The sequence below is a fragment of the Actinomadura latina NBRC 106108 genome (genome assembly GCF_001552195.1).
Classification (GTDB): domain Bacteria; phylum Actinomycetota; class Actinomycetes; order Streptosporangiales; family Streptosporangiaceae; genus Spirillospora; species Spirillospora latina.
Window position 1 is genome coordinate 376,938 of record NZ_BCQS01000005.1, and the last position, 22,567, is coordinate 399,504.

Sequence of the window (22,567 nt, forward strand, 5' to 3'; positions counted from 1 at the left end):
CGGCTACTCCCCCTTCGCCCCGGCGAGCTCGCCCTTCGCACCCGCGTACGGGTGGTGCAGGTCGAACGCCGGCCGCTCGGAACGGATCTTCGGGATCGAGTTGAAGTTGTGCCGCGGCGGCGGGCACGACGTCGCCCACTCCAGCGAGTTGCCGTAGCCCCACGGGTCGTCGACCTCGACCTTCTTGCCCTTCTTCCACGTGATGTAGACGTTGTAGAAGAACGGCAGCATCGAGGCGGCGAGCACGAACGAGAAGATCGTGGAGATCTCGTTCAGCCCTTGGAACTCGGCCGCGTAGTCGGCGTACCGGCGCGGCATGCCCGCGACGCCCAGCCAGTGCTGGATGAGGAACGTGCCGTGGAAGCCGATGAACAGCATCCAGAAGTGGATGTGGCCGAGCCGGTCGTTCAGCATCTTGCCGGTGAACTTGGGCCACCAGAAGTAGAAGCCCGCGAACATCGCGAACACCACGGTGCCGAAGACGACGTAGTGGAAGTGCGCCACCACGAAGTAGGTGTCCGACAGCTGGAAGTCCAGCGGCGGCGACGCCAGCATGACGCCGGTCAGGCCGCCGAACAGGAACGTCACCAGGAAGCCCAGGGACCACAGCATCGGAGCCTCGAAGGTCAACTGCCCTCGCCAGATCGTCCCCACCCAGTTGAAGAACTTGATGCCCGTCGGCACCGCGATGAGCATCGACATGAAGGAGAAGAACGGCAGGAGCACCTGGCCGGTGACGAACATGTGGTGTGCCCACACGGTGACGGACAGGCCCGCGATGCTGATGGTGGCGAAGACCAGCCCGATATAGCCGAAGACCGGTTTGCGGCTGAACACCGGGAGGATCTCCGTCACGATGCCGAAGAAGGGCAAGGCGATGATGTAGACCTCCGGATGCCCGAAGAACCAGAACAGGTGCTGCCACAGCAGCGCGCCGCCGTGCGAGGCGTCGAAGATGTGCGCGCCGAGCTTGCGGTCGGCCTCCAGGGCCAGCAGCGCCGCGGCCAGCGGCGGGAAGGCCAGCAGCACCAGGATGGAGGTCAGCAGGACGTTCCAGGTGAAGATCGGCATCCGGAACATCGTCATGCCGGGGGCGCGCATGCACAGGATCGTGGTGATGAAGTTGACCGCGCCCATGATGGTGCCGAAGCCCGACATGGCCAGGCCCATCACCCAAAGGTCGCCGCCGACGCCGGGCGAGCGCACCGCGTCCGACAGCGGGGCGTAGGCGAACCAGCCGAAGCTCGCCGCTCCGCCCGGCGTCAGGAAGCCCGACAGGGCGATCAGGCTGCCGAACAGGAACAGCCAGTACGCGAGCATGTTCATCCGCGGGAACGCCACGTCCGGCGCGCCGATCTGCAGCGGCATGATGACGTTGGTGAAGCCCGCGAACAGCGGCGTCGCGAACATCAGCAGCATGATCGTGCCATGCATGGTGAACAGCTGGTTGAACTGCTCGTTGCTGACGATCTGCAGCCCCGGCCGGAACAGCTCCGAGCGGATGATCACGGCCAGCACGCCGCCGAACAGGAACATGAAGAACGAGGTGATCAGGTAGAGGTAGCCGATCACCTTGTGGTCGGTGGACGACATCCACGAGGCGATGATGCGCCCCTTGCTCGTCCGCGGCGCGGTGATCGGCGCGCTCGGGGCATGACTCGTAGCGGTCACTTCCCACCTCCCGCGGCCAGTGCTTGCTTCGAATCTGCGATGAACTTCTGGTACTGCTCCGGTGTCACGACCTTCAGCTGGAACAGCATCCGGCTGTGGTCGACGCCGCAGAGTTCGGCGCACCGGCCCTCATAGGTGCCGAGCTTGGTCGCCGTGAACTCGAACTCGTTGACGTACCCCGGCATGACGTCCTTCTTGTAGATCAGCGCGGGGACCCAGAACGAGTGGATGACGTCGTTGGAGTGCAGCCTCACCCGGACGGTCTTGCCGGACGGGATCGTCATGACGGGCTTGCCGAGGCCCGGGCCGTTCGGGTTCACGGGGACGCCGGTCACGGACGCGACGGTCTGCCCGTTCTCCTTGTAGTCGAACTGCCAGCTCCACTGGAACGCGGTCACGTCGACGACCACCGCGGGATTGTCGGTGGTCTTCTCGACGAAGTTCTCGTCGCGGGCGGTGAAGTAGAACAGGACGGCGATGATGACGAACGGGACCGCCGTATAGAGGATCTCGATCGGCATGTTGTAGCGGACCTGCGGCGGCAGGTCGTCGGAGCGCTTGCGGTGGAACAGCACCGCCCAGATGATCAGGCCCCAGACGACGCCCCCGACCGCGAACGCCGCGATCCAGGAGCCCTGCCACAGGTGCAGCATGCGCTCGCCTTGGACGCTGATCGGCTCGGGCAGGCCCAGCCTGGAACCACTGCAACCAGTGGCGGCCAGTGCCAGCAGCCCAAACACACCGGCGCTTTTCAATGCGCGGCGACTGCGCACAGGCGTACGCCGCTCCCTAGAGCGGGTCGGACTCACGGAATGCCTTCCCCACGGATGAAGCCCGGTCGGCCGGGCGGTGAGATCACTGTTTACACGTGTGGTGGACACCCTAGCGCGAGGGTCGCGAGGACCCCCGATCGGGTGCCCGGTTAGTGTTTCACCGTGGCCGATCCGAGCATGGCGGGCGCCCGTTCCGGTGCGTCCCGCCGCGACAGCGCCTACGCCGACACCGCCTACTTCGACGCCGCCTCCACCGAGCCGCCGCATCCCGCGGGGCGCGCGGCGCTGCTGGAGGCGCTGGACGCCGGCTGGGCCGATCCCGCGCGGCTGTACGGGGCGGCGCGCGCCACGCGGCTGCTGCTGGACCGGTCCCGCGCGCGTGTCGCGGGCGTCCTCGGCGCCCGTCCGGACGAGGTGTCGTTCACCTCGTCGGGCACCCAGGCGGTGCACCTGGCGGTCCTCGGGGGGCTCCAGGCGCGCCGGCGGGTCGGGCGGCACCTGGTGGTGAGCGCCGTGGAGCACTCCAGCGTCCTGCACGCCGCCGAGCGGCACGAGCGCGACGGCGGCGAGGTGACCGTCGTCGGCGTCGACCGCGCGGGCCGCGTCGACCCCGGGGAGTTCGCCGCCGCGCTGCGCGCCGACACCGCCCTCGCGTGCCTGCAGTCGGCCAACCACGAGGTCGGCACCGTCCAGCCCGTCGCCGAGGCCGCGGCGGCCTGCCGCGGCGCCCGCGTCCCGCTGTTCGTGGACGCCGCCCAGTCCCTCGGGCGGGCGGACGTCCCCGGCGGCTGGTCGTTCCTCGCGGGCAGCGCGCACAAGTGGGGCGGCCCCGCCGGCGTCGGCGTGCTCGCCGTCCGGAAGGGCACCCGGTGGCGCTCGCCGCTGCCGGACGACGAGCGGGAGGGGCGCCGCGTCCCCGGATTCGAGAACGTTCCCGCCATCGCGGCGGCGGCGGCCGCGCTGGAGGCGTACCGTGCCGGCATGGCGGCGGACGCGCCGCGCGTCTCGGCGCTGGTGGACCGCATCCGCGCGGAGGTGCCGCGGAGCGTCCCCGACGTCGAGGTGGTCGGCGACCCGGTCCGGCGGCTGCCGCACCTGGTGACGTTCTCGTGCCTGTACGTCGAGGGCGAGGCGCTGCTGACCGAACTCGACCGGCTGGGTTTCGCGGTTTCGTCCGGCAGTTCGTGCACGGCGGATACGCTGCGTCCCAGTCACGTGCTGGAGGCGATGGGAGTGATTACCCATGGGAACGTCCGGGTATCGCTGCCGCGTGGCGTCGACAGCGCGGACGTCGACCGGTTCCTCGCCGTGCTCCCCGGCGCCGTCGCCCGCCTCCGCGAGACGATGAGGACGGCCGGACGATGACCCGCCGGACGATGAAGACCTTCGAGACAGGGAGGCGGTCGCGCCCATGAGGTTCCGAGGCCGCGCCAAGAACGGGACGGCGCCCGCTCCGCCGGACGCCCCGCCGCCCGCGGGGGCGCCCGCCGCCGGTCCGCCGCCCGTGCTCGTCATCGACGCGCTCGGCCGCAAGTGCCCCATCCCGATCATCATGCTGGCCGAGCGGATCCGCGAGGTGCCCGTCGGCCAGGTCGTCGCCGTCCTCGCCGACGACCCCGCCGCGCGCACCGACGTCCCCGCCTGGTGCCGCATGAAGTCCCAGGACTTCGTCCGGGAGGAGACCCTCCAGCAGGGCGGCTGGGGCTTCCACATCCGCCGGACGTACTGACACGCCGGAGGGCCGCGCCCGCGTGGCGCGGCCCTCCTGTGTGCGTCGTGCTGTTTGCGTCGTGCTAGGGGTTCGGGCAGGTGATGTGCGAGGCGATCTCGGCCACGGCGTCGGAGCCGTAGGCGGCGCCGAACCGGTCGAGGAACGCCTGGCGGGCGAGGGAGTACTCCTGCGGGCCCGCGGCCTCCAGCGCGTGCGCGGCGATGGCGCAGCCGACCTGCGCGGCGCGCTCCAGCGGCAGGCCCCACGCGGTCGCCGACAGGAAGCCGGCGCGGAAGGCGTCGCCGACGCCGGTCGGGTCGACGACGTTCTCGACGGGGACGCAGGGGACGTGCACGCCCTCCTCCCCCGCTCGGTCGATGACGACGCCCTTGGCGCCGAGGGTGGTGACGCGGACGCCGACGCGGGACAGGATCTCCTCGCCGCTCCAGCCGGTCTTCTCCTCGCAGAGCGCCTTCTCGTACTCGTTCGTGAACAGGTACGCGGCGCCGTCGATGAGGCGGCGGACCTCGGCGCCGCCCATGCGGGCGAGCTGCTGGGACGGGTCCGCGACGAACGGGATCCCGCGGGTGCGGCACTCGTCGGTGTGCCGGAGCATCGCGTCCGGGTCGTTCGGGCTGATGACGACGAGGTCGAGCCCGCCGACGCGGTCGGCGACCGGCCTCAGCTCGATGGAGCGGGCCTCGCTCATCGCGCCGGCGTAGAAGGTGGCGATCTGGTTCTGGTCCTGGTCGGTCGTGCACAGGAACCGGGCGGTGTGGTGGATGTCCGACACGTGCACGGACACGGTGTCGACCGCGTGGCGTTCGAGCCAGGACCGGTAGTCGGCGAAGTCGGCGCCGACCGAGCCGACGAGGATCGACTCCTTGCCGAGGCTGCCCATGCCGAAGCAGATGTTCGCGGCGATGCCGCCGCGGCGGATCTCCAGCTCGTCCACCAGGAAGGACAGCGACACCCGGTCCAGCTGGTCGGGCAGGAGCTGGTCGGTGAACCTCCCGGGGAAGGTCATCAGATGGTCGGTCGCAATGGAACCGGTCACGGCGATGCGCACGGCGTCGCTCTCCTCGTCGTCGTCCGGCTGTTCACCGGCTGTTTCCGAACCCGGAAAGACTACTTCCCCATCGCACCACAGATCACCGCCCGGCCCCGGCGGGCTGCGAAGAGGGGCGGCCCGGACCCGTGGCCCGGACCGCCCCTCCCGGACGTCCCGCTCGTCTCGGCTCGCGTCGCGAACGCTCGGCCGGAGAAGACGCTCAGTTGAAGGAGTCGCCGCAGGCGCAGGAGCCCGACGCGTTCGGGTTGTCGATCGTGAAGCCCTGCTTCTCGATCGAGTCGACGAAGTCGATGGTGGCGCCGCCCAGGTAGGGGGCGCTCATCCGGTCGACGCGCACCGACAGGCCGTCGAAGTCCTGGATCTGGTCACCGTCCATCTCCCGCTCGTCGAAGAAGAGCTGGTAGATCAGGCCGGAGCAGCCGCCCGGCTGCACGGCGACACGCAGCGCAAGGTCGTCGCGGCCCTCCTGCTCGAGCAGGCCCTTGGCCTTCTCGGCGGCGGCGTCGGTCAGGACGACGCCCTGCTGCGTGGTCTCCTGCGTGGTCTCGCCTGAAACCGTCATGTGTTCAGCTCCCGGGTCTCGCTGCGCCGCGGTGCGGCTGACTGTCGCTTGTCCGAGGACGTCGTACGCCTCTTCCCGTAGGACAACGTACCTCGCTACCGGCCCATTCCGCTTATCGGCCGGGTTTAACGCCGGAGGGCGGTGCGTTCTACGTCACAGCGCCGCCGGCCGGAGGATGTGCCATCATTAGTCGTCAAAGCGACGATAAGCCTCCGTCGCGAAGGGAGATTCCCGATGACCACCCCGGTGAGCGACCTTCCGCTGCACCTCCTCGGCACTGGCGCCGACCCCGCGAGCGAGCGCGGCGTGGACTGCCCCGGCGAGCTGCCGCCGGCCTCCGACCCCGCCCTGGTGGAGCGCGCCCGCGCCGCCAAGGCATCCCTCGGCGACCGGGTGTTCGTCCTCGGCCACCACTACCAGCGGGACGAGGTCATCCAGTTCGCCGACGTCACCGGCGACTCGTTCCGGCTGGCCCAGCAGGCCGCGGCCCGCCCCGAGGCGCCCTACGTCGTGTTCTGCGGCGTGCACTTCATGGCGGAGTCGGCCGACATCCTGACCGCCGCGCACCAGCGGGTGATCCTGCCCGACCTCGGCGCCGGCTGCTCGATGGCGGACATGGCGACGTTCGACCAGGTCGAGGACTGCTGGGACGTCCTGGAGGACGCCGGGGTCGCCGACGACGTCGTCCCCGTCACGTACATGAACTCCTCGGCCGACATCAAGGCGTTCGTCGGGCGGCACGGCGGCACGGTGTGCACCTCGTCCAACGCCAAGCGCGCCCTGGACTGGGCCTACGGCAAGGGCAAGAAGGTCCTGTTCCTGCCCGACCAGCACCTCGGCCGCAACACCGCCGTCCTGGACATGGGCCTCTCGCTGGACGACTGCGTCGTCTACAGCCCGCACCGCCGCGAGGGCGGTCTCACGCCGCGGCAGCTGCGCGACGCCAAGATGATCCTCTGGCGCGGGCACTGCTCGGTGCACGGCCGGTTCACCAGGGAAGCGGTGGACGAGGTCCGCGAGCGCGTCCCGGGGGTGAACGTCCTCGTGCACCCCGAGTGCCGGTACGAGGTCGTCTCGGCCGCCGACCAGGTCGGCTCCACCGCCTACATCATCAAGGCGCTCGAGGCCGCCGAGCCCGGCTCGTCCTGGGCGATCGGCACGGAGCTGAACCTCGTCCAGCGGCTGGCGAACGCCCACCCGGACAAGAACGTCATGTTCCTCGACAAGACGGTCTGCTACTGCTCGACGATGAACCGGATCGACCTGCCGCACCTGGTCCTGTCGCTGGAGTCGCTGGCCGCCGGCGACGTCCAGAACGTCATCGAGGTGGACGAGGAGACCGCGCACTACGCCCGCGTCGCCCTCGACCAGATGCTCGCCCTTCCCTAGCGGCTCCGCGGGACGCGCCCGGACGCCTCACGGCCCGGGGGCGTCCCACACCGGGAACCATCGGGCCGTGTCCGGAACGGATCAGAGGCCGGGGGCGCCCCAGACGGGGAACCAGCGGCCGAGGTCCTCCTCGAAGGGGAGGTCGGCGCCGATCGCGCCGCGCGCCTGGAGTTCCAGCGCGTTGTCGCGCTTGTCGCCGGGCAGCGGGGCGAAGGGGTAGAAGGTGCCGCGCTTGTAGAGGTAGACGAGGGCGAGGCGCTGCCCGTCCGGGCCGCGGAAGCCCGCCAGCGAGCACAGCAGGTGCGGGCCGAACCCGCCGGACTCCAGCGTCGAGTTCACCGCGTGCAGGTCGGTGACCAGGTCGGGCAGTTCCTCGGGACGGTGCGTGGCGAGCAGCCACGTGTAGCCGTAGGAGTCGTTGCTGATCTCGACCTTGGGGCCCTGGTCGGCGTCCAGGAGTTCCTGGACGTCGGCCTGCAGCCGGGCGAACGCGCCGCCCTCGGCCGCCCGGAAGCAGACCGAGCCGCGCCCGGTCGGCGTGAAGCCCGTCGCCGCCTCCAGCGTGATCGCGGCCGACGACAGGCCGAAGATCTGATCGAGGTCGGGCTTGACCGGCTTCGAGCGGCCGAGCAGCGTGTCGAGGAAACCCACCGGTCAGACTCCCCTGCTGAGCTGGTCGGAGATCTTCGAGAGCTGGGCGAGCCGCTTGTCCAGCGGCGGGTGGGTGGAGAACAGCGAGGAGACGCTGAAGCCCTTGCCGAACGCCGGGGTGAAGAAGAACGCGTTGAACGCCTGCGCGGACCGCAGGTCGTTCGTCGGGATCCGCGCGATCTCCCCGCTGACCTTCGTCAGCGCGCTGGCGAGCGCCGAGGGGCGGCCGGTCAGCAGCGCCGCGGAGCGGTCGGCGGACAGCTCGCGGTACCGCGACAGCGCGCGGGTGAGCATGAAGCTGACCGCGTACGCGAGTGCGCTGGCCGCGACGACGGCGAGCAGGATCAGCCCGGTGTTCTGGTCGTTGCTGCGGCGGCCGAACCCGCCCCACAGGCCCCACTGGAGGCCGAACCGGGTGATGAGGCCCGCGCAGATGCCGAGGAACGAGGCGATCGTCATGACCGCGACGTCCTTGTGGGCGACGTGCGCCATCTCGTGCGCGAGCACGCCCTCCAGCTCGACCGGGTCGAGCCGGCGCAGCAGGCCCGTCGTCACGCAGACGACGGCCTTCTTCTGGTTGCGGCCGGTGGCGAACGCGTTCGGCACGTCGGTGTCGGCGATCGCGACCTTCGGCTTCGGGGCGTCCGACATCGCGCAGATGCGGTCGACGACGCCGTGCAGCTCGGGCGCCTCGTCGGGCGAGACGACGCGGCCGTGCATGGCGAACAGCGTCATCCGGTCGGAGAAGAAGTACTGGGCGAGCAGGAAGGCCACCGCGACGCCCAGCGCCACGAACGCCCACTGCGGCACGAAGACGAAGAAAGCCCCGACGAAGACGACGTACACCAGCCCCAGCAGGAACATCGTCACGAGCATCCGCGACGTCAGCCCCCGGTCGGAGGCGTAGCGCGTGCTGGCCATGCGGCCACCCCCAAGTCCTAGCTCTTATTCATTTGTATCAACGCACGAGACCCGGGTTTTGTGCCTGCGTGTCCAATAACGCGGTGTCCATGGCGGACGGCACACCCGGGCCCCCGCGGCGTCACGCCGGCCGGCGTCCCCGCCGGCCGTGTTCAGTCCGGGATGAGGCCCTCGTCCCCCAGCATGGAGCGCACCTCGTCGATGTGCGCGTCGGCCGGCGGCAGGATCAGCTCGGACGGCTCCAGGCTGTCGGCCGGAAGCGGCTTGCCCACCTTCCGGACGTTCTCCAGCAGGGTGTGCAGCGCGGTGCGGAACGCCGTCTCGTCGCCCGACTCGATCGCCGACTCGAGCTCGGAGTCCAGGGCGTTGAGGGAGGACAGGTCCTCCTCGGCCACGTCCAGCTGGCCCTCGCCCATCAGGCGGACGATCACTGGGCACCCCCGGGGTTGTTCGGCCACGGGGCCTGCTGGGGGGTGTCCTGCTGCTGCTGTTGCGGCTGCGCGTTCGGCGTGCCCTGGTTCAGCTCCTTGGGCGCGGGGCCCTGGCCGAGTTCGGCCTTGAGGCGCTCCAGCTCCAGGTCGACGCCGGGACCGGAGCCCATCCGGTCGAGCTCGGCCTGGATGTCGTCCTTGGGACCGGAGAAGTCCTCCAGGGCGCCGGAGGCCAGCAGCTCGTCGATGGCGCCGGCGCGCGCCTTCATCGTGTCGGTCTTCTCCTCGGCGCGCTGGATCGCCAGGCCGACGTCGCCCATCTCCTCGGAGATGCCGGAGAACGCCTCGTTGATCTTGGTCTGCGCCTCGGCCGCGGTGTAGGTCGCCTTGATGGTCTCCTTGCGGGTGCGGAAGGAGTCGACCTTGGCCTGCAGCCGCTGGGAGGCGAGCGTGAGCTTCTCCTCCTCGCCCTGCAGCTGCTGGTACTGGCCGCGCAGATCGTTCAGCTGGCCCTCCAGCCCGGACCGGCGGGTCAGCGCCTCGCGGGCGAGGTCCTCGCGGCCCACCTGCAGCGCCTTCTTGCCCTGGTCCGTCAGCTTGCTCTGCTGCTGCTCGAGCTGGTTGATCTGCAGCTCGAGGCGCTTGCGCGAGGTGGCGACGTCGGCGACCCCGCGACGGACCTTCTGCAGCATCTCCAGCTGACGCTGGTAGGAGTAATCGAGGGTCTCGCGAGGATCCTCGGCCCGGTCCAGGGCCTTGTTGGCCTTGGCCTTGAAGATCATCGACATTCGTTTCATCACGCTCATCGCGCGGCGCCGGTCCCTTCGTGCTGTCGCCTCAGTCGTGGACTGGGCTCAATGACCACTGCTGGGGTTCTTATCACCCTACGCGTTAACGCGCGAGGCAGTCACGATGTTCGCAGCCGGTAGGCTGATCCCGTGTTCAAGCGTCGTACCCCGGAGGCCCCGCCGAATCCTCCTCAGGTAGTAAAGCCAGGCGGCAAGGGCCGGCCCACGCCCAAGCGGAGGGACGCCGAGAAACGCCGGCGGCAGCCCATCACCGCCCCGGCCACCGGCAAGGACGCCTACAAGAGGCGAAGGGCCCAGCTCGCGGAGGAGCGCGTCAAGGCCCGCCAGGGCATGGCGAAGGGCGATGAGCGGCACCTGCTCAAGCGGGACAAGGGCCCGGTCCGCCGGCTCGCCCGCAACTACGTCGACTCGCGCCGCACCGTGGGCTCGTACCTCATGTACGCGATGTTCGCGATGGTGCTGCTGAGCATGCTGCCGATCCCGGCGGCCCGGCTGCTGGTGCTGTTCGCGCCGCCGGTGCTGCTCCTCGTCGTGTTCGGCGAGGGCCTCATGCTCAGCCGCGGCATCAAGCGGCTCGCCTCCGAGCGCTACCCCGACGAGGACGTCAAGGGCGTCGGGCTCTACGCGGCGATGCGCGCGATGCAGATCCGCCGGCTGCGGGTGCCGAACCCGCAGGTGCGGATCGGCGAGAAGGACAAGGCCTGACCGGACGCCCCGCCGACGCCCCGCCGGACGTTCCGGCGTGGGTCCGGCGATCATGTCCGGGCTAGGGTCGGGGGCATGGAGTTCCGAAACCTGGGCCGGAGCGGTCTGAAGATCAGCGAGATCGCGTACGGCAACTGGCTCACCCACGGCTCCCAGGTCGAGGAGGACGCGGCGCGCGCGTGCGTGCGGGCGGCCCTCGACGAGGGGATCACCACCTTCGACACCGCGGACGTCTACGCGGGCACGCGCGCCGAGGAGGTCCTCGGCCGCGCGCTCAGGGACCAGCGCCGCGAGGGCCTGGAGATCTTCACCAAGGTCTACTGGCCCACCGGACCCGGCAGGAACGACTCGGGCCTGTCCCGCAAGCACATCTTCGAGTCGATCCACGGCTCCCTGCGCCGCCTCGGAACGGACTACGTGGACCTCTACCAGGCCCACCGGTTCGACTACGAGACGCCGCTGGAGGAGACCATGCGCGCGTTCGACGACCTCGTCCGGCAGGGCAAGGTCCTCTACGTCGGCGTCTCGGAGTGGCGGGCCGAGGAGATCGAGCGCGCCCTCAAGATCGCCGACGACATGGGCTTCGACCGGATCGTCTCCAGCCAGCCGCAGTACTCGATGCTGTGGCGGGTCATCGAGGCGGAGGTCGTCCCGCTGTGCGAGCGCGAGGGCATCGGGCAGATCGTCTGGTCGCCGATCGCGCAGGGCGTGCTGACCGGCAAGTACAAGCCGGGGCGGCCGCTGCCGGCGGGGTCGCGCGCCACCGACGACAAGGGCGGCGCCGACATGATCAAGCGCTACCTGACCGACGACCTGCTGACCCGCGTGCAGAACCTCAGGCCGATCGCGGACGACCTCGGGCTGTCGATGGCGCAGCTCGCGATCGCCTGGACGCTGCAGAACCCGAACGTGTCGGCGGCGATCGTGGGCGCGTCCCGTCCCGAGCAGGTCGCCGACAACGTGAAGGCCGCCGGGGTGAAGCTGGACGCCGACGTGCTGAAGCGCATCGACGACGTCCTCGGCGAGGTCGTCATCCGCGACCCGGCCAAGACCGCCAGCCCGCGCAAGCGCCCCTGACCCGGCGCCCGACGAGGGCCGCGGGGCGGCCTCGCCCCGCGGCCCTCACTCCGGGTTCCGCCTCACTCGGGGTCCAGCAGGCTCATCTCGTAGACGAGCGTCTCGCCGTCCAGCAGGACGACCTTGTCGACCTCGTCGGCGCGCAGCCCCCGCCAGTTCTCCCCCAGCCAGCTCTCCGCGTCCGCCTGGGTGGAGAAGGTCTCCTCCGACATGCCGACCGTGCGCCCGTCGGCCCTCTCCAAACGCCAGCTCCACGCCATCGCGTCGTCCTCCCTCGTCGCGGTGAGACTAGCGGCTCGCGGGCCGGTCACGACGCGGCGGCCTCGATGGCGCGGCGCAGCGCCTCGGGGTTCTCGATGTCGGACGAACCGAGCGTGCGCCCGTCGATCCGCACGCTGGGCGTGCCCTGGAGGCCGGACGCTATGTAGCCCTGGCTGACCTTCTGCACGCTCTCAGCGTGGCGCTGCTCCTTGACGCACGACGTGAAGTCGTCGTCGGTCAGCCCGAGCGGCTCCGCCCACGCGAGCAGCTGGTCCGTGGTGTAGCCGGTGGAGCTCTCGCTCGCGGGCTGGTGGGCGTACAGGACGTCCTGGTAGGAGAGCCAGTGGGCGCCGTCGCGGACGCAGCGCAGCGCGGACGCCGCCCGCAGCGAGTTGTCGTGCGCCGGCTGGACGCCCGCACCGAAGATCAGCATCGGGTGGAACACGACCTTGGCGTGTCCGGCGACCGCCATCTGCTTCAGCATCGGGTCGTGCTTGCGGTCGAAGGCGCCGCACGGCGGGCAGGCGAAGTCCTCGTAGATGTCGACGACGGGCCCGGCGACGCCCGGCCTGGCCATGACGAGGCTCCCGTCCTCCTGCGGCGTGGCCTCCGCGCCACCGGCGATCTTGCCGACCCGCAGGCCGGCGTCGCCGCCGCCACCGCCTCCACCGCCGCCGCCGCTCTGCAGGGCGAGCACGACCGCGCCGACGACGATCAGCACGACGACGAGTCCGCCGCCGATCAGCGCGAGCGCCAGGCCCCCGCCCGCCTTGCGCGGCGGTCCCGGCGGCGGGCCGAAGCCGCCGGGCATGCCCGGCGCGGGTCCGCCCGGCGGAACCCCGCCCGGCGGGACGGGCGGCGGGCCGTAGGGCGGCTGACCGCCGTGGCCCGGCGGTCCCGGCTGGTGGGGCCAGGGTGCGTTCGGGGGGTTGCCCACCGGGGTCTCCTCCTGTCTGGGGCGTGGTGATCCTTCCAGGGGGAGCGTAACCGTAGAGTTCCGACCGACATGAACATCGAGTTCCGCGGCATCGCCGCAGCGCAGGGCTGGCCCGCCCCGGGGTGCCGGTGCGCGTCCTGCGGCCGGCTGCGCGCCGCCGGCGTCCGGCACGGACCGCTCGCGGCCCTCGTGGACGGCGTGCCGCTGGAGGACCTGCCGCGCACGGACGTGCCGGGCGGGCACGACGTGCGCGGCCCCGGCGGCGGACACGTCCTGGTGGCGGCGGGCCCGGAGGCGAGGCCGGAGCCGATGCCGGGAGTGGAGTACGCGGCCGTCCTGCTCGACCTCGCGGGTTCTCCGGAGCACCTCGGCTACCTGCGCCGTGCCGGGGCCGTGACGTCCGCGACGCGGGTGAGCGCCGTGCACGTGGATCACCGGCTGCCGTCCGAGGCGGAACTGGAGCGCCGCATGGCGTTCTGGGACCGGCCCCCGCACGGCCCGTTCCGCACTCTGCTCCTCGGTGGAAGCCGGTCGGGGAAGTCCGCCGAGGCGGAAATGCGGCTCGCCGCGTGCCCGGACGTCCGCTACGTCGCGACCGGCCCCGTCCGTGACGACGACCCCGAATGGACGGCGCGCGTCGCCGCGCACCGGCTCCGCCGTCCGGCGTGGTGGCGCACGGCCGAGACGACCGACCTGGCGGACGTGCTGGCGTCCGGGACGGGCGCGGTCTTGGTGGACGGCATCGGCACGTGGCTGGCCGCCGCGATGGACGAGACCGCCGCCTGGGACGACCCGTCCCGGGCGGCGCCCCGCATCGACGCCCTCGTCGCCGCATGGCGGGCCACGGCGGCGCGGGTCGTCGCGGTGAGCGACGAGGTCGGGCTCTCGCTGGTGCCCGCGACGCCGTCCGGGCGCGCGTTCCGCGACATGCTCGGCCTGGTCAACCAGCGGCTCGCGGCCGAGTCGGAGGAGGCCGCACTGGTCGTGGCCGGACGCGTCACGGAGCTTCGATGATCGAGGGTCTGCGGCTGGCCGTCACGCTGCTGACGGCCGTCCCGGCGGGCACGGCGCGGGTCGACCGGGGCACCGCGCGGGCCGCGATGCTGCTCGCCCCGGCCACCGGCCTGATCACCGGCGGCGGCGCCGCGCTGGTGCTGCTCGCGGCCGGCCCGCTCGGCCTGCCCGCCCTCCCGGCGGCGGTGCTCGCGGTGGCCGCGACGGCCGCGCTGACCCGCGCCCTGCACCTGGACGGCCTGGCGGACCTCGCGGACGGTCTCGGCAGCGGCCGCCCCGCCGCCGAGGCCCTGACCATCATGAAGCGGTCCGACATCGGCCCGTTCGGCGTCGTCACATTGCTGCTTGCGCTACTGGTGCAGGTCGCCGCGCTGGCCTCCGCGCCGCATCCCGCCGTCGCGGTGCTCGTCGCGGCCGCCGCCGGGCGGCTCGCGCTCCCCTGGGCGTGCCGCACGGCCGTCCCGTCCGCGCGTCCGGGCGGGCTGGGCGCCCTGGTGGCGGGCACCGTCGCGACGCGCGCCGCCCTGCTGGTCACGGCGGCCGTCCTGGCCGCGGCGGCGGGCGCGGGGGCGGCCGCCGGCGGGCCGGGCGGCGCCGTCCACGCCGCGGCCGCCGTGATCGCCGGCCTGGCCGCCGCCCTGCTGACGCTCCGGCACGCGGTCCGCCGCCTGGGCGGCGTCACCGGCGACGTCCTCGGCGCGCTCGTGGAGGTGGCCGCCACGACCGCGCTGGTCGTCCTCGCCGCCCGCCCGTGATGACCATGGGGTCCCCGGACGGCAATGCTTGATCCAAAAGGACGAAACCGGTCACCGGGACGACTAACATCGTGCTACGTGACGAGCATCAGCCTTGACAGCGCAGCCCTGGCCAGCCTCGACGTCGACGCCATCGTGATCGGCGTCTCCCCGGACGGGGAGGGCGCCGTTCCGGCGGGCGGCGCGGGCGACCTCGACCGCGCGATGGACGGCCGGCTCGCGGACGCGCTGGCCGCGCTCGGCGCCACCGGCAAGGCCGGGGAGATCACCCGGGTGCCGTCGTTCGGCGCCGTCACCGCCAAGGTCATCGTCGCGGCCGGGCTCGGCGCGGACCCCTCCGCCGAGGACCTGCGCCGCGCCGCCGGCGCCGCCGTCCGCTCCCTCGCCGGCACCGCGCGGGCCGCCGTCGCGCTGCCCGCCGACACGGCCGAGACCGTGGAGGCCGTCGCGCTGGGCGCGCTGCTCGGCGCCTACGCGTTCGACGCCTACCGCACCGGCGACGGCCGCAAGAGCCCGGTCGGGGAGATCCGGCTGATCGCGCCCGCCGCCGAGGAGGCCGCCGTCGGGCGCGCCCGGACCCTCGCCGCGTCGGTGCGGCTCGTCCGCGACCTGGTCAACACCCCGCCGTCGCACCTGGCGCCCGAGGACCTGGCCGCCGAGGCCGGCCGGGTCGCCGCCGAGGCGGGCCTCGGCATCGAGGTGCTGGACGAGAAGGCGCTCGTGGAGGGCGGCTACGGCGGCATCGCGGGCGTCGGGCAGGGGTCGGTCAACCCGCCGCGGCTGGTCCGGCTCGCCTACACCCACGCCGAGGCGTCCCGGACGCTCGTACTGATCGGCAAGGGCATCACGTTCGACTCCGGCGGCCTGTCCCTGAAGCCCACCGACGCGATGGACTGGATGAAGTCCGACATGGGCGGCGCCGCCGCGGTGCTCGGCGCGCTCGCCGCCATCGCCGAGCTCGGCCCGAAGGTCAACGTCGTCGGCTACCTCGCGATCGCCGAGAACATGCCGAGCGGCACCGCGCAGCGCCCGTCCGACGTCCTGCGCATCTACGGCGGCAAGACCGTCGAGGTCCTCAACACCGACGCCGAGGGCCGCCTCGTCCTGGCCGACGCCCTCGTCCGCTCCGGCGAGGACTCCCCCGACCTGATCGTCGACGTCGCCACGCTGACCGGCGCGCAGCTCGTCGCGCTCGGCACCCGGACCGCCGGCGTCATGGCCAACGACGACGACGTCCGCGCGAAGGTGGTGGCGGCGGCCGAGCGCGCGGGCGAACCGTCCTGGGGCATGCCCCTGCCGGCGGAGCTGCGCAAGGGCCTCGACTCGTCGGTCGCCGACATCGCCAACATCAGCGGCGAGCGGTGGGGCGGCATGCTGGTCGCCGGAACCTTCCTGAGGGAGTTCGTGCCGGACGGCGTCAAGTGGGCGCACCTCGACATCGCGGGCCCGTCGTTCAACAAGGGCGAGCCGTACGGGTACACGCCGAAGGGCGGCACCGGCGCCGCGGCCCGCACCCTGGTGCAGATCGCCGAGGACGTCGCCGCGGGAATTCTGTAGCGAACCCCACCGCTGTCACCGGCGGGAGAACAGAATAGGTTTCTCATGGCGGCGGGGGCCCGGTGACGGTGCGCCCCGTCCCGCCCTGAGCGCCAGGGCGCCGCGATCGACGCGGGCGCCACGACAGGGGAAAGGGAGCGTCCAGTGGCCAACAGCGGCCCCTTCGACATCGTCGTCCTGGGTGCCGGCAGCGGCGGATACGCGTGCGCGCTGCGCGCCGCCGAGCTCGGCAGGTCGGTCGCGCTCATCGAGCGGGACGAGTTCCTCGGCGGGACGTGCCTCAACCGCGGCTGCATCCCCACCAAGGCGCTGCTGCACGCGGCCGAGGTGGCGGATCACGCGCGCGACGCGGCGAAGTTCGGTGTCAGGACCACGTTCGAGGGCATCGACGTGGCCGGCGTGAACGCCTACAAGGACAAGGTCGTCTCCACGACCGTCAAGGGCCTCACCGGGCTGATCAAGTCCCGGGGCATCGAGGTCGTGCACGGCAGCGGAAGGCTGACGGGCCCGACCGCGGTCGAGGTCACCGCGCCGGACGGGCGGACCTCCGTGATCGAGGGCGGGCACATCGTCCTCGGCACCGGATCGCAGCCGAAGACGCTGCCCGGCCTGGAGATCGACGGCGAGCGCGTCATCTCCAGCGACCACGCGCTGCGGCTCGAGCACGTCCCGGCGTCCGTCGTCATCCTCGGCGGCGGCGTCATCGGCGTCGAGTTCGCCAGCGTCTGGCGCTCGTTCGGCGCCGAGGTCACGATCGTGGAGGCGCTGCCGCACCTGCTGCCGCTGGAGGAGGAGTCCAGCTCCAAGCGGCTGGAGCGCGCGTTCCGCAAGCGCGGCATCAAGTTCGAGGTCGGCACCCGGTTCGAGGGCGCCAAGACGACGCAGGGCGGCATCTCCGTCACCCTGGAGGGCGGCAAGAGCATCGACGCCGAGCTGCTGCTCGTCGCGGTGGGGCGCGGCCCGGTCTCCGACGGCATCGGGCTGGCCGCGGCCGGCGTCGAGACCGAGCGCGGGTTCGTCAAGGTGGACGAGTACTGCCGCACGAACGTCCCCACGATCTCGGCGGTCGGCGACCTGGTCCAGACGCCGCAGCTCGCGCACGTCGGCTTCGCCGAGGGCATCCTCGTCGCCGAGCGGCTGAGCGGGCTCGGCCCGGCTCCGATCGACTACGACGGCGTGCCCCGCATCACCTACTCCGACCCCGAGGTGGCCTCGGTCGGCATCACGTCCGCGGTGGCCCGCGAGCGCGGATACCAGATCAAGGAGGTCACCTACGACCTGGCCGGCAACCCCAAGAGCAAGATCCTGGGGACGCAGGGCGAGGTCAAGGTGATCGCGGCCGTGGACGGTCCCGTCCTCGGCCTGCACATGGTCGGCGCCCGCGTCGGCGAGCTCATCGCGGAGGGCCAGCTCATCTACAACTGGGAGGCCCTGCCGGGCGAGGTCGCCCAGCTGATCCACCCCCACCCGACCCAGTCCGAGGCGGTCGGCGAGGCACATCTCGCCCTCGCCGGCAAACCACTGCACGTGCACGGCTGAACGCCGCACAAGTAATACGAAGGAGTCGCTGAGACATGCCGGTCTCCGTCACCATGCCCCAGCTGGGCGAGAGCGTCACCGAGGGCACCGTCACCCGCTGGCTCAAGAAGGAGGGCGAGCGCGTCGAGACCGACGAGCCGCTCCTCGAGGTGTCCACCGACAAGGTCGACACCGAGATCCCGTCGCCCGCCTCGGGCATCCTGACCAGCATCACCGTCGCCGAGGACGAGACCGTCGAGGTCGGCGCCGAGCTCGCGATCATCGGCGACGGGGGCGACGCGCCGTCCGGCGGCGGCACCCCCGCCGCCGAGGAGCAGCAGGCCCCGGCCGCGCAGGAGGCGCCGCAGCAGCAGGCGCCGCCGCAGGCCCCGCCGCGGCAGGAGGCCCCGCCGCAGGCGCCGCCGCCCGCCGCGTGGCCGCCGCCCGCGCAGCAGCAGCCGGCGCCGCCCGCGCCCGCTCCGCAGCAGGCGCCGCAGCAGCCGGCCCCCCAGCAGCCTGCCCCGCAGGCTCCGGCCCCGGCCCAGCAGGCGCAGCCGGCGGCCCCGTCCGGCGACGGCCCGTACGTCACGCCGCTGGTGCGCAAGCTCGCCGCCGAGCACAACGTCGACCTCGGCACGGTGCAGGGCACCGGCGTCGGCGGCCGGATCCGCAAGCAGGACGTCCTGGAGGCCGCCCGCGCGGCGCAGCAGGCCGCCGAGCAGCAGGCCGCCGCGGCCGCCGCCCCGGCCCCCGCCGCGCCGCAGGCCCCGGTCGGCCGGCACGCCGCCCCGGCGCCCGCCGGCGCCCCCGCCGAGCAGCTCGCGCTGCGCGGCCGGACCGAGAAGATGTCCCGGATGCGGCAGACGATCGCCCGCCGCATGGTGGAGTCGCTGCAGGTGTCCGCGCAGCTCACCACCGTGGTCGAGGTGGACATCACCAAGATCGCGCGGCTGCGGGAGCAGGCGAAGGCCGACTTCCAGTCCCGCGAGGGCGTCAAGCTGTCGTTCCTGCCGTTCTTCGCGCAGGCGGCGGTCGAGGCGCTCAAGGCGCACCCGAAGCTGAACGCGGTCATCAACAGCGAGACCAACGAGGTCACCTACCACGACGTCGAGAACCTCGGCGTCGCGGTGGACGTGCCCGAGCGCGGGCTGATGGTCCCGGTCGTGCACAACGCGGGCCAGCTGAACCTCGGCGGCCTCGCGCAGCGGATCGCCGACCTCGCCGACCGCACCCGCGCCGGCGACGTCAGCCCGGACGAGCTGGCCGGCGGCACGTTCACGCTGACCAACACCGGCAGCCGCGGCGCGCTGTTCGACACCCCCATCCTCAACCAGCCGCAGGTCGGCATGCTCGGCACCGGCTCCGTGGTGAAGCGCCCGGCCGTCATCGACGACCCGGAGCTGGGCGAGGTCATCGCGGTCCGGTCGATGGTCTACCTGGCGCTGACCTACGACCACCGCCTGATCGACGGCGCGGACGCCGCCCGCTTCCTCGCCACGATCAAGCACCGCCTGGAGGAGGGCAACTTCGAGGCCGACCTCGGCCTCTGACCTCGGCCTCTGACCTCGGCCTCTGACCTGGGCTCCGGGCTCTGGGACCCCGCCGCGCCGGCACGGCCGGCGGGGTCCCGCCCGTCCGGGGAAACGCGGGACCTCGTAGAGAATCTCAGCGTTCACCGGCGCCGCCCGCCTAGGGTGGTGGTATGAGGGTCACCGTCACGGGCTCGTCGGGCCTCATCGGCTCGGCGCTGGTGCAGTCATTGCGGGAGGACGGCCACGACGTCGTCCGGCTGGTGCGGCGGGAGCCCGCGCGGAACGACGAGGCGCGCTGGTCCCCGGCCGACGGATGCGTCGACAAGGAGTCCCTGGAGGGCGCGGACGCCGTCGTCCACCTGGCGGGCGCCGGAGTCGGCGACCGGCCGTGGACGAAGGCGTACAAGGAGAAGATCAGGGACAGCCGGCTGGCCGGCACCCGGACGCTCGCCGAGGCGATCGCGGCGGCGCACCCCCGGCCCCCCGTCCTCGTCTGCGGGTCGGCGATCGGCTACTACGGCGACACCGGCGGCGCGGAGGTCGACGAGCAGTCCCCCATGGGGCGGGGGTTCCTCGCGGCGCTCGTCCGCGACTGGGAGGCGGCGGCCGCCCCGGCGCGGGACGCGGGCGTCCGGGTCGTCCACCCGCGTACCGGCGTCGTGCTGACCCGCGACGGCGGGATCCTCGGGCGGACGCTGCCGCTGTTCCGGCTCGGGCTGGGCGGCAGGCTGGGCGACGGCCGGCAGTGGACGAGCTGGATCTCCCTCGCCGACGAGGTCGCGGCGCTGCGGTTCCTGATCGACCACGAGATCGACGGGCCGGTCAACCTCACCGCGCCGAACCCGGTGACGAACGAGGCCTACACGCGGGCGCTCGGCGGCGTCCTGCACCGGCCGGCGCGGCTGGCGGTGCCGCGGTTCGCGCTGCGGGCGGCGCTGGGCGGGTTCGCCGACGAGGGGCCGCTGATCAGCCAGCGGGTGCTGCCGCGGCGGCTGGCGGACGCCGGGTTCCGGTTCGCGCACGAGCGGGTGGACGAGGCTCTCGCCGCCGTCCTGTGAGTCCCAAGATTCGTCAAAGTCCCGGCCGGCCCCATGCGGTAGCCATACGGTGACATTGGGAGACCTTGGCTCAAGAGGAGAGTGAATGAGCACCGACGGACAGCCGCACATCCTCGCGATCGGCGGGGGCACATTCGTACCGGACGGCCGGGGCGGCGCCGCCCCCAGCCCGCTGCTGCGCTACGCGTTCGACCTGACCGGGCAGGACCGGCCGCGGGTCTGCTTCCTCACCACGGCGGTCGGCGACGGCGCGGAGTACGTCTCCCGCCTCTACGCCGCCTTCGCCTCGATGGACGCCGAGGTCAGCCATCTGGCGCTGTTCCCGATGCCGAACGTCCCCGACGTCCGGGCGCACCTGCTCACCCAGGACCTCGTCTACGTGTCGGGCGGCAGCGTCGCGAACCTCCTCGCCGTGTGGCGGCTGCACGGGCTCGACGAGATCATGCGGGAGGCGTGGCAGGAGGGCGTCGTCCTGTCCGGGCAGAGCGCGGGCGCGCTGTGCTGGCATGTGGGCGGCAACACCGACTCGTTCGGGCCGGAGCTCACGCCGCTGACCGACGGCCTCGGCCTGCTGCCGTACTCGTGCGGCGTGCACTACGACAGCGAGCCGCAGCGGCGCCCGCTGCTGCAGCAGCTCGTCGGCGAGGGGACGCTGCCGGGCGGGTACGCGGCCGACGAGTCGGCCGCGCTGCACTACGTGGGCACCGAGTTCGTCCAGGCCGTCTCGTACCGGCAGGACGCGGGCGCCTACCGCATCGAGCCCGACGGGCCCGGGAAGGCGAAGGAGTCCCGGCTGGAGCCGCGCCTGCTCGCCGCCCTCTGACGGTCGTCCGGCCGCTCGCGGCATAAGCTGGCCGGGTGAGCGATGTGGACGTACGCGAGCTGGTGGTGGTGCACGCGGGGTTCGGCGAGGCCGCCGTCCCCTACGAGGCGGGCTGGGATCTGCAGAAACGCACGCACGCGCTGCGTGTGGACGACGCGATCCCCGACACCGTCCTGCTGCTGGAGCATCAGCCGGTCTACACCGCGGGCAAGCGGACCGAGGCGCTCGACCGGCCGTTCGGCGACCCGGGCGCCCCGGTCATCGACGTCGACCGCGGCGGCAAGATCACCTGGCACGGCCCGGGGCAGCTCACCGGCTACCCGATCGTCCGGCTGCCCGACCCCGTCGACGTCGTCGGCTACGTGCGGCTGCTGGAGCGGATGATGATGGACGTCTGCGCCGGGCTGGGCCTGCCGACCCGCACCGTGGAGGGGCGCAGCGGGCTGTGGGTGCCCGGCGCCCCCGACCGCAAGATCGGCTCCATCGGGATCCGGGTGGCGCGGGGCGTCGCGATGCACGGCTTCATGCTCAACTGCGACAACGACATGGGCTGGTTCGACAAGATCGTCCCCTGCGGGATCAAGGACGTCGGGTCGACCAGCCTCAGCCGGGAACTCGGCCGCGACGTCACCGTCGCCGAAGTCGTCCCGCTGGTCGAACGGCACCTCGCGGCGGCGCTGGGCGCGGCGGAGACGTTCCACCGCACCACGGCGCAACTCGGCGTCTGAGCTGGACGGGTCGGGCCGGCCTCGCCCTGCCCGCCGTCCTGGCGGCCCCCCGCACCGCCGGTGCTCCGCCGGGGGCGCCGGTCAGGCCATGACCTTGTAGACGGCCTGGCCTTCGGCGGCGGCCGCCTTGAAGAACTCCGTCAGGCCCTCGTAGGCGGGCTTGAAGACCTTGTCGCGGGCGGCGCCGTCCAGCCTGCCCGCGTCCTGCACGCCTGCCTTGACCATCGCCGCCGGGTCGTACCGCCCGGCCACCCTGCCGAACGGGGTCGCGGCCAGATGGTCGGCGGTGGGCTTGACGCGTTCCGGCCCCAGGTAGATGACGTCCATGCCCAGCTCGTCGGCGCCGTCCTCGGTGAGCAGCCGGCCGCCGCACACGACGTCGGCCTCGGGCTGCCGCCCGTCCCACGGGTCGCCGGTGACGAGGTAGTGCATCGCCTGCCACGCCCAGCCGATCTCGAACAGTGCCGGCGCGCCGCGGCGGCGCCAGTCGGCGGTACCGAAAATGTGGCGGGCGATGCGGCCGGGATCCGGCTCCCCCTCCAGCACCGGCGGCACCCTGAGGTACGACATTGCCAGACCCACGGCGGTCCTCCTGCTAACGCTGTTGCGTGA

Annotated in this window: 24 protein-coding genes; 13 read left to right on the top strand and 11 right to left on the bottom strand. The window is 72.4% G+C overall.

Translation table 11 applies throughout. From position 1 onward, the window contains the following. Positions 1-3: 3 nt before the first annotated feature. Both ctaD and ctaC read right to left on the bottom strand, forming a co-directional pair. The gene (ctaD, locus tag AL2_RS08050) at positions 4-1,671 is read right to left on the bottom strand and encodes an aa3-type cytochrome oxidase subunit I (protein WP_067631502.1); all 1,668 of its coding nucleotides are present in this window, start codon (positions 1,669-1,671) and stop codon (positions 4-6) included. Beyond that, positions 1,668-2,411: an aa3-type cytochrome oxidase subunit II gene (ctaC, locus tag AL2_RS08055; RefSeq protein ID WP_245666435.1), complete on the bottom strand. Its 744-nt coding sequence runs from the start codon at positions 2,409-2,411 to the stop codon at positions 1,668-1,670. Before ctaC ends, ctaD begins: the two co-directional genes overlap by 4 nt. A 210-nt stretch (positions 2,412-2,621) precedes the next feature. Here ctaC and AL2_RS08060 point away from each other — a divergent pair, with 210 nt between their 5' ends. Continuing rightward, positions 2,622-3,809 carry a cysteine desulfurase family protein gene (locus tag AL2_RS08060; RefSeq protein WP_067632486.1) on the top strand — a complete coding sequence of 396 codons (1,188 nt, stop codon included), beginning with the start codon at positions 2,622-2,624 and terminating at the stop codon, positions 3,807-3,809. Positions 3,810-3,855: 46 nt separating this feature from the next. Then, positions 3,856-4,173 (top strand): sulfurtransferase TusA family protein, encoded by a 318-nt coding sequence (locus AL2_RS08065; protein WP_083946200.1) that lies wholly within the window; start codon positions 3,856-3,858, stop codon positions 4,171-4,173. Positions 4,174-4,237: 64 nt separating this feature from the next. Here the strand turns inward: AL2_RS08065 and AL2_RS08070 are convergent, their stop codons facing one another. Both AL2_RS08070 and AL2_RS08075 read right to left on the bottom strand, forming a co-directional pair. Beyond that, positions 4,238-5,224 (bottom strand): carbohydrate kinase family protein, encoded by a 987-nt coding sequence (locus AL2_RS08070; RefSeq protein WP_067631506.1) that lies wholly within the window; start codon positions 5,222-5,224, stop codon positions 4,238-4,240. 202 nt (positions 5,225-5,426) lie between these two features. Beyond that, complete coding sequence (locus AL2_RS08075; protein ID WP_067631508.1) at positions 5,427-5,789, bottom strand: HesB/IscA family protein; 363 nt, start codon at positions 5,787-5,789, stop codon at positions 5,427-5,429. A 234-nt stretch (positions 5,790-6,023) separates the two neighbouring features. Between AL2_RS08075 and nadA the strand changes: the two genes are divergently transcribed. Beyond that, positions 6,024-7,178, top strand: coding sequence for a quinolinate synthase NadA (gene nadA, locus AL2_RS08080; RefSeq protein WP_067631511.1), 1,155 nt, complete (start codon positions 6,024-6,026; stop codon positions 7,176-7,178). Positions 7,179-7,259: 81 nt separating this feature from the next. On the opposite strand, the gene pspAB is transcribed toward nadA, so the two are convergent. The 4 genes from pspAB to AL2_RS08100 form a co-directional block, all read right to left on the bottom strand. Then, on the bottom strand, positions 7,260-7,829 hold the full coding sequence (gene pspAB, locus AL2_RS08085; protein ID WP_067631513.1) for a PspA-associated protein PspAB: 570 nt from the start codon (positions 7,827-7,829) through the stop codon (positions 7,260-7,262). Between the two features lie 3 nt (positions 7,830-7,832). Next, positions 7,833-8,750, bottom strand: a complete 918-nt coding sequence (htpX, locus tag AL2_RS08090; RefSeq protein ID WP_067631515.1) for a zinc metalloprotease HtpX — start codon at positions 8,748-8,750, stop codon at positions 7,833-7,835. Positions 8,751-8,902: 152 nt separating this feature from the next. Further along, the gene (gene pspAA / locus AL2_RS08095; RefSeq protein WP_067631517.1) at positions 8,903-9,181 is read right to left on the bottom strand and encodes a PspA-associated protein PspAA; all 279 of its coding nucleotides are present in this window, start codon (positions 9,179-9,181) and stop codon (positions 8,903-8,905) included. Then, entirely contained in the window at positions 9,178-9,987 is an 810-nt protein-coding gene (locus AL2_RS08100) for a PspA/IM30 family protein (protein WP_210748300.1), read from the bottom strand. Before AL2_RS08100 ends, pspAA begins: the two co-directional genes overlap by 4 nt. Positions 9,988-10,119: 132 nt before the next feature. On the opposite strand from AL2_RS08100, the gene AL2_RS08105 reads away from it, so the two are divergent. Next, a complete protein-coding gene (locus tag AL2_RS08105) occupies positions 10,120-10,695 on the top strand; it encodes a DUF3043 domain-containing protein (RefSeq protein WP_083946202.1) in 576 nt (191 codons plus the stop codon). Between the two features lie 75 nt (positions 10,696-10,770). Beyond that, complete coding sequence (locus AL2_RS08110) at positions 10,771-11,772, top strand: aldo/keto reductase family protein (RefSeq protein WP_067631521.1); 1,002 nt, start codon at positions 10,771-10,773, stop codon at positions 11,770-11,772. Positions 11,773-11,834: 62 nt separating this feature from the next. Here AL2_RS08110 and AL2_RS08115 read toward each other — a convergent pair whose 3' ends face one another. Continuing rightward, positions 11,835-12,083 (bottom strand): hypothetical protein, encoded by a 249-nt coding sequence (locus tag AL2_RS08115; protein ID WP_312032890.1) that lies wholly within the window; start codon positions 12,081-12,083, stop codon positions 11,835-11,837. Beyond that, positions 12,080-12,970 carry a DsbA family protein gene (locus AL2_RS39710; protein WP_157438054.1) on the bottom strand — a complete coding sequence of 297 codons (891 nt, stop codon included), beginning with the start codon at positions 12,968-12,970 and terminating at the stop codon, positions 12,080-12,082. The genes AL2_RS08115 and AL2_RS39710 overlap by 4 nt, the downstream gene beginning before the upstream one ends. A 69-nt stretch (positions 12,971-13,039) precedes the next feature. Between AL2_RS39710 and AL2_RS08125 the strand changes: the two genes are divergently transcribed. The 8 genes from AL2_RS08125 (at position 13,040) to lipB (ending at position 21,955) form a co-directional block, all read left to right on the top strand. Then, entirely contained in the window at positions 13,040-13,984 is a 945-nt protein-coding gene (locus AL2_RS08125; protein ID WP_067631527.1) for a bifunctional adenosylcobinamide kinase/adenosylcobinamide-phosphate guanylyltransferase, read from the top strand. Then, entirely contained in the window at positions 13,981-14,739 is a 759-nt protein-coding gene (locus AL2_RS08130) for an adenosylcobinamide-GDP ribazoletransferase (RefSeq protein ID WP_067631529.1), read from the top strand. Before AL2_RS08125 ends, AL2_RS08130 begins: the two co-directional genes overlap by 4 nt. 24 nt (positions 14,740-14,763) lie before the next feature. Next, a complete protein-coding gene (locus AL2_RS08135) occupies positions 14,764-16,296 on the top strand; it encodes a leucyl aminopeptidase (RefSeq protein WP_067631531.1) in 1,533 nt (510 codons plus the stop codon). A gap of 144 nt (positions 16,297-16,440) precedes the next feature. Beyond that, on the top strand, positions 16,441-17,835 hold the full coding sequence (lpdA, locus tag AL2_RS08140) for a dihydrolipoyl dehydrogenase (RefSeq protein ID WP_067631533.1): 1,395 nt from the start codon (positions 16,441-16,443) through the stop codon (positions 17,833-17,835). A 35-nt stretch (positions 17,836-17,870) separates the two neighbouring features. After that, on the top strand, positions 17,871-19,364 hold the full coding sequence (sucB, locus tag AL2_RS08145) for a 2-oxoglutarate dehydrogenase, E2 component, dihydrolipoamide succinyltransferase (protein WP_067631535.1): 1,494 nt from the start codon (positions 17,871-17,873) through the stop codon (positions 19,362-19,364). Positions 19,365-19,516: 152 nt separating this feature from the next. After that, positions 19,517-20,404: a TIGR01777 family oxidoreductase gene (locus AL2_RS08150; protein WP_067631537.1), complete on the top strand. Its 888-nt coding sequence runs from the start codon at positions 19,517-19,519 to the stop codon at positions 20,402-20,404. Between the two features lie 85 nt (positions 20,405-20,489). After that, positions 20,490-21,227, top strand: a complete 738-nt coding sequence (locus tag AL2_RS08155; protein ID WP_067631539.1) for a Type 1 glutamine amidotransferase-like domain-containing protein — start codon at positions 20,490-20,492, stop codon at positions 21,225-21,227. Positions 21,228-21,262: 35 nt separating this feature from the next. Next, complete coding sequence (lipB, locus tag AL2_RS08160; RefSeq protein ID WP_245666436.1) at positions 21,263-21,955, top strand: lipoyl(octanoyl) transferase LipB; 693 nt, start codon at positions 21,263-21,265, stop codon at positions 21,953-21,955. Between the two features lie 81 nt (positions 21,956-22,036). On the opposite strand, the gene AL2_RS08165 is transcribed toward lipB, so the two are convergent. Then, positions 22,037-22,537 (bottom strand): YfbM family protein, encoded by a 501-nt coding sequence (locus tag AL2_RS08165; RefSeq protein ID WP_067631541.1) that lies wholly within the window; start codon positions 22,535-22,537, stop codon positions 22,037-22,039. Positions 22,538-22,567 lie beyond the last annotated feature (30 nt).

Excerpts from the sequence above, each read along its gene's own strand:
- sucB (WP_067631535.1), top strand. The coding sequence starts at position 17,871 with ATGCCGGTCTCCGTCACCATGCCCCAGCTGGGCGAGAGCGTCACCGAG.
- AL2_RS08125 (WP_067631527.1), top strand. The coding sequence starts at position 13,040 with ATGAACATCGAGTTCCGCGGCATCGCCGCAGCGCAGGGCTGGCCCGCC.
- AL2_RS08100 (WP_210748300.1), bottom strand. The coding sequence starts at position 9,987 with ATGAGCGTGATGAAACGAATGTCGATGATCTTCAAGGCCAAGGCCAAC.
- AL2_RS08130 (WP_067631529.1), top strand. The coding sequence starts at position 13,981 with ATGATCGAGGGTCTGCGGCTGGCCGTCACGCTGCTGACGGCCGTCCCG.
- AL2_RS08075 (WP_067631508.1), bottom strand. The coding sequence starts at position 5,789 with ATGACGGTTTCAGGCGAGACCACGCAGGAGACCACGCAGCAGGGCGTC.
- AL2_RS08065 (WP_083946200.1), top strand. The coding sequence starts at position 3,856 with ATGAGGTTCCGAGGCCGCGCCAAGAACGGGACGGCGCCCGCTCCGCCG.
- nadA (WP_067631511.1), top strand. The coding sequence starts at position 6,024 with ATGACCACCCCGGTGAGCGACCTTCCGCTGCACCTCCTCGGCACTGGC.
- AL2_RS08135 (WP_067631531.1), top strand. The coding sequence starts at position 14,764 with ATGCTTGATCCAAAAGGACGAAACCGGTCACCGGGACGACTAACATCG.
- htpX (WP_067631515.1), bottom strand. The coding sequence starts at position 8,750 with ATGGCCAGCACGCGCTACGCCTCCGACCGGGGGCTGACGTCGCGGATG.
- AL2_RS08060 (WP_067632486.1), top strand. The coding sequence starts at position 2,622 with ATGGCGGGCGCCCGTTCCGGTGCGTCCCGCCGCGACAGCGCCTACGCC.
- AL2_RS08155 (WP_067631539.1), top strand. The coding sequence starts at position 20,490 with ATGAGCACCGACGGACAGCCGCACATCCTCGCGATCGGCGGGGGCACA.
- AL2_RS08150 (WP_067631537.1), top strand. The coding sequence starts at position 19,517 with ATGAGGGTCACCGTCACGGGCTCGTCGGGCCTCATCGGCTCGGCGCTG.
- AL2_RS08110 (WP_067631521.1), top strand. The coding sequence starts at position 10,771 with ATGGAGTTCCGAAACCTGGGCCGGAGCGGTCTGAAGATCAGCGAGATC.